Annotated in this window: 4 protein-coding genes; all 4 read right to left on the bottom strand. The window is 65.8% G+C overall.

The window, feature by feature from the left end; genetic code table 11:
- Nucleotides 1-123 precede the first annotated feature (123 nt).
- Nucleotides 124-2,106: a PQQ-binding-like beta-propeller repeat protein gene (locus tag OXK16_09775; GenBank protein ID MDE0376235.1), complete on the bottom strand. Its 1,983-nt coding sequence runs from the start codon at nt 2,104-2,106 to the stop codon at nt 124-126.
- Nucleotides 2,107-2,326: 220 nt separating this feature from the next.
- Nucleotides 2,327-3,538, bottom strand: a complete 1,212-nt coding sequence (locus OXK16_09770; protein ID MDE0376234.1) for a nucleotidyl transferase AbiEii/AbiGii toxin family protein — start codon at nt 3,536-3,538, stop codon at nt 2,327-2,329.
- 9 nt (nt 3,539-3,547) lie between these two features.
- Nucleotides 3,548-3,709, bottom strand: coding sequence for a hypothetical protein (locus OXK16_09765; GenBank protein ID MDE0376233.1), 162 nt, complete (start codon nt 3,707-3,709; stop codon nt 3,548-3,550).
- A gap of 387 nt (nt 3,710-4,096) precedes the next feature.
- A complete protein-coding gene (locus OXK16_09760) occupies nt 4,097-4,273 on the bottom strand; it encodes an AlpA family phage regulatory protein (GenBank protein MDE0376232.1) in 177 nt (58 codons plus the stop codon).
- Between the last annotated feature and the right edge of the window lie 873 nt (nt 4,274-5,146).

The following is a 5,146-nucleotide window of genomic DNA, read 5'->3' as shown; positions in this document are numbered from 1 at the left end:
GGCGGGCCAGCGTGAGCCGGATTCCCCGGAGGCCCAGGAACGGGTTGAGCTCCTCGCCGATCTCGATTCCGGGAACCTGCTTGTCCCTTCCCACATTGTCCCTTCCCACATTGAGAGTCTTAGTTAAGTGGGTGCTGGGGTGGTGTGCGCGTAGAAGCGGCCGTCGGGGCCCGCAGAGTAGACGATTCCGCCGGCGGTTGAGTATTTGGGTGTGTCGTCTAGCCAGCCGATCTGGAAGAACCATGGGGGGATGGGCCCGTTGTTTGGGTCGGCGGCGTCGACTGAGAACAGGTATCCGTCGCTCGCTTGTCCGTAGAGGACTCCATCGACGACGGACAGGGCATGGCTGGTGGAATTCTCTGTGGGCAGCGTCCACAGGAGTTGGCCGGTTCGGGCGTCTAGGGCGAATAGGTGTTCCGCTTCCGACCCGGCGAACAGCGTGCCTCCGGCGACGACGGGGGCGGTGCTGAGCCCATAGTCTCCCTCCGGGTCGATCTGGTAGCTCCAGATCTCTTCGCCGGTGGCGGCGTCGAGCGCATGCACGTGACCGGCGGGTGTCAGGTAGTAGACACCGTCGGTGACCAGCGCCGGGAAGTCGCGGGCGGGGAACTCTTGGGTGTTGGTCTGCCAGATGAGCTCTCCGGTGGCCTCGTCGAACGCGTAGGCCTGGTTGGTCACCGTCAGGTAGACGACGCCCTCCACCACGGCAGGAGCCGATTCGACGTAGCCTCCGACTTCTGCCTGCCAGACGGCTTGTCCGGTGGCGGCGTCCAAGACATAGAAGGTTCCGTACTGCGCCCCTTGGGCGTAGACACGGCCACCATGTGCGGTGGGGGCTAGCCGTTCGTCGGTTGGGTAGGGCTGTTCCGCTACCCAGACGACCGTTCCGGTGGCGGCGTCGAGGGCGTGGACTGCTACATCGTAGGCGGCGCGGGCCGCAAAGTAGACCAACCCACCGCTCACCGTGGGGGAGCGCCGGATCGGGCGTCCGGTGTCGTGACGCCACAGTTCGGTTCCGGTGGCGGCGTCTAGGGCGTACAGGTGGTTGTCGCCGGCACCGAAGAAGACCGTCCCATCGGACACTGCGGGAACGGAGCGGATCCCAGCGGCGGCGGAGAAGCTCCAAACCAACTCGCCGGACTGCGCGGAGAGGGCGTACAGGTTGCCGTCGTCGGCGCCGAAGTACACCACTCCGTCCACCACTACCGGTCCGGTGAGGTCCCATCCCCCGGTCGCGAACGACCAGATTAGAAACCCTCCGCCCGAACCGGGCCCGTAGTCCGCGGCCGCGGGCGGTGAGGTCTGCGGCGCACAGGCTTCCAACCACCCCACGAGAGCTTCGGGTGCCTCGCCGAGGCTCACCTGTTGCATGGCTTCGACGAGTGCCCCCGGTCCGCCCACCCGCTCCAGCAAACAGGCCAGGCTCTCCCGATCCTCGGCCCGCATCCCCAGACGCGGCGCATAGACGTCCCATTCTTCGTCGTTCATGCACACAACAGACACGTTCACCGCCGCCATGCCCAACCCGAGCGAATTGACAGGGTCGTTCTGCGCCGGGGGTGACAGCAACCGGTGGAGATCTATCGACGCCAGCGCCTCCCTGATACAGGCAGAGGTCTCCGGCGTCAACGGATCAGTCAGCCCGACCAGCGAAGTCAGGAACAACCTCAACAGGGTCTCGTCCTGTAGGCAGCCGATCACAACCGCGGTGCGCTCCGAAGGGTCGCCGCCGGGAGCATCCCCCCAAACCTGCGAGAGCTCTTGTAGCCCAATTCCGCTCTCCTCGAGGCAGGAACGTTCCTCTTCGGATATCTCGGCGAGGAACTCCACAGGATCGTCGGGGTGGTCAAGCCGCAGCGGTGCGATCGCCCGCAGTGTGGACGGACTTCCACCGCCCGGGACAGTGGTCGGGCCAGCCGCTGCCGCGGTGGTCGCGCTCGACGGGGCGGCGCCCCCTGATGAGGTCGACGAGGTCGATGCCAGAGTTGTGACAGTGGTCTCCGGCAGCGAAACCGCCGACGACGACTCGACCACAGAAGCCCCATCATCCGAACAAGCCGCCACCAAACCCACCAGCACCACCACCACACACAACGGCCTACCCACGCTCCACACCCACAAACGGGACAGACCCGACCCCCGACACCCCATGGACTCCGGCTGCTTCCCAATGTCCAGCTCGGCGGAAGCGGCTGCTCCACGTTCCGGACTTGCCGGTAGGAAAGACGACATCTCAGTCACCACTCCACAGAAGCCTTCAAGAGCGGCCAAGACTACAACCACAACTCGCCTACCTGTGGCATTCGGGTCGGGTCGTGGCTACCTCTCAACTGTGGTCTCGGGACCCGCCGGGGTGGGGGGTTGCGCGTACTTGGCCTGTTCGGCTGGTGTCGCCAGCGAACACGTGTAGGACACCGATGAAGGCCGCCGCTGCGCGGGCTGTGGTGGTGTCACGGTAGGGGGAGGACGTGATGACCACGGTTTCGTCGGGGCGGGTTGCTTGGAGCCGCCAGCCGCCGGAAGGGTGAGGGGATGGGATGACCCGCAGGGTGGTGGCGGCGTGTTCGGGTGGGGGCGGGTGGTAGCTTGCCGCCAGCGCCCCTCCGGGGTTCCACTCTTCGATACGCAGCGGATAGTTGCTGTTGGCCACCCGGAGAGCGAAGCCGCAAGCGTCTTCGGCGGCTTCGTTCGTCGGGTATGGGTCCGAGACCCAAAGCGGGGCACCGGCGGAGCCGCAGAGCAGCAGCTCCCATCCCCTGCCGGCCTGATGCGGTCGCACGCTCACCGATAGCGGGTTGGTGACCGGGTGGCTGGTGTCGTCGACGGTGGGACGGAAATCCAGGCGTGGAGGGACCGCAAGATCGGTGGGGGGACCCCCGACTGTTGCTAGCCGCATGTCGGTTCCCGGGCCTTGGACGCGTCGGGTTAGTTCCCGCCGCCAACCATCAACCGTGTCTGTCAGCTGCGCGTAGGCGGCGTCGGGGATCGGGAACCGGTCACGGCTCACATCACCGAAGTAGCTGAGGGCGTAGAACAGTTGGCGGGGATCGAAACCCGGCTGTTTCTCTGCCGCGGTCGAGTACGCCTTCCAGAAGCCGTGACGCTCGACGAGGGCTGCCAGGTCGATGTAATCGCGTGGTTCGCCCCGGTCCGCAACAGCCAACACCTTGTCGGCGGCTAACTCGGCTTCGGCCAGGACCAGACCACCCCCAGCCCGTTCCGGAGACGAGATCCGCGCGTCCCAGCCCAGGTCCACCGTCGTGGTCTCCCCCTCTGCGGTGCTGACCCGAAACCGCACAAACCCCGGGTGTGACCGTACACGCTCGACGGTGTAGCCAAACGCAGCAAGGCGCGACTCAAGAGCGTCAGCCAAAGGCGCGACTCCCTCCTCGGAGGGGCCAAAGTAGTCCAGGTCACGGGTAAGGCGGTTGACCACCCCCCGGACGATGAGCGCACCACCACCAGCCAACGCGAAGTCCTGCCCTTCGGGTAGAAGGTCGACAATCGCTCGGAGTTGCTGCTGGAGAGGCGCGAGCATCCCGTTTGTCTAGTCCAACCAGCCGCGCTCCCGCAGCCACGGCCCCCACACGTCCCGCACATAGACAGGCAGCGGCATGTCAAACCAGAGGTCAGCCAACTTGGCCACGTCGATGAAATACCGAACATCGTCGTCCAGGCCCTCGGCCAAGACCTGTCTGTACACCAACATCCGGTCCCGCCGGTCCCCCAGGTCATAAACCGGGTCACCACTCCAGTGAACATGCGGCGGCAAAACAACCCGCCCAGACGCCTTGACCACAGACGGATCGTCCACACCATCGGGAACCGAAACACGACGGTAACGGGCCGTAGGACGCGGCAACCCAGGTCGGGACACCGCCTCCGCTGCCCGCTCCGTAACCGCCACCTCAGCCACAGCCCTAACCTTCCACTGCCCGGACCCCACTCTAACGGCCCGCTACCGACAACACCGAGAAAGGACGCCCCCACCCCCACCACCAGCCGCAGCACCAGCGGGCACCGGCCACTGGACTCCAGCGAGAGGATACGCCGTTCAAGCGACCTGAGCTGACGGGGCTTCGATGCTGCGCTTGTTTCAGGCTGCGGGGGACAGACCATCGATCCAGTCGTAGATGTCCTGTTCCCGCCAGCCCACCGCCCGGGTGCGTTCCCCGCCGAGACGGACCGGTGGAGGGAACGACCCCTCCCGTTCCCGACGCCAGATCGTCGTTCTGCTCAACCCTGTGATCTCGAGGACCTCGGGCAGTCTCACAACCCGCCCACCCCCCGGAGGCGGTACCGCTGAGCGTCGACGCTCAACACCGGCCCGATGCTACCGGTCTGGTCTCTCATCCGCCCTACCTTCCTTCCCTTCCCGCCTTCGCCGGCAGGTCCCGTGCCCCCGTTTGGTGGTCACCCATCGGATAGGACCGCCGTGGGGTGTGTTGTTCTCATCGAACATAGCCAAACGGGTCCCCGGCCCGGTCACGCACCCACCCCCGAGGAGCCGCGCTCAACCGCGACCGGTCGCGCATCCGGTCGCGCAAACCCCCTCGCCCCGGCTTTCGGCGGTGCCGCGGCAGAAAGCGCGATCACCACACCAACAGCTCATAACGAGCGGCGACCGGTTGTTCGCAGGCGCCGATCGCCGCGTGCCCTCTCCGGGTGTCTAGAGCACCCTTCCGTGCCTCATAGCGATAATCTCCGCTAATCTACAACCAATGATGCGGAACATGCGGCATGTGGTGGCAGGTCTCGGAGGTCTCTGCCTCGTGGTCTGGTGCTGGGTCGGATGGGTGCTGTTGATCCAACCCTCGCCAGACCCTCACGCCACCTACCCTCATCACGCAGCCGACAGAGCAACCCAATGGACCGGAGTGCTCTCCTACCTCCTCGAGTCGCTGCCCTGACCCGGCCTAGTCTGCTGCGAGACCGGCCCAGGTGCTGCTGCACTCGGCTCGGCAAACCGCAACAACGCGGAAACCCTCCCTTACACCACATCCCTGGACGTGACCCTCTTGCCGACCTGGCACGTCGAGGGTAGGTTGTTCGGGCATGACAGCGCCGAGTCCACCACGAGAGTTCAAGCTGATCGACATCCGCGAGGTGTGGCCGGGCGAGGCTAGGGATTTCACACCCTGGCTCG

The organism is bacterium (genome assembly GCA_028821235.1).
Taxonomy (GTDB): Bacteria; Actinomycetota; Acidimicrobiia; order Spongiisociales; family Spongiisociaceae; genus Spongiisocius.
This window is presented reverse-complemented; position numbering and strand designations above follow the sequence as displayed.

Bases quoted from the DNA above. Each gene is read 5' to 3' on its own strand.
- OXK16_09765 (MDE0376233.1), bottom strand. From the start codon at position 3,709: ATGTTGGTGTACAGACAGGTCTTGGCCGAGGGCCTGGACGACGATGTT.
- OXK16_09770 (MDE0376234.1), bottom strand. From the start codon at position 3,538: ATGCTCGCGCCTCTCCAGCAGCAACTCCGAGCGATTGTCGACCTTCTA.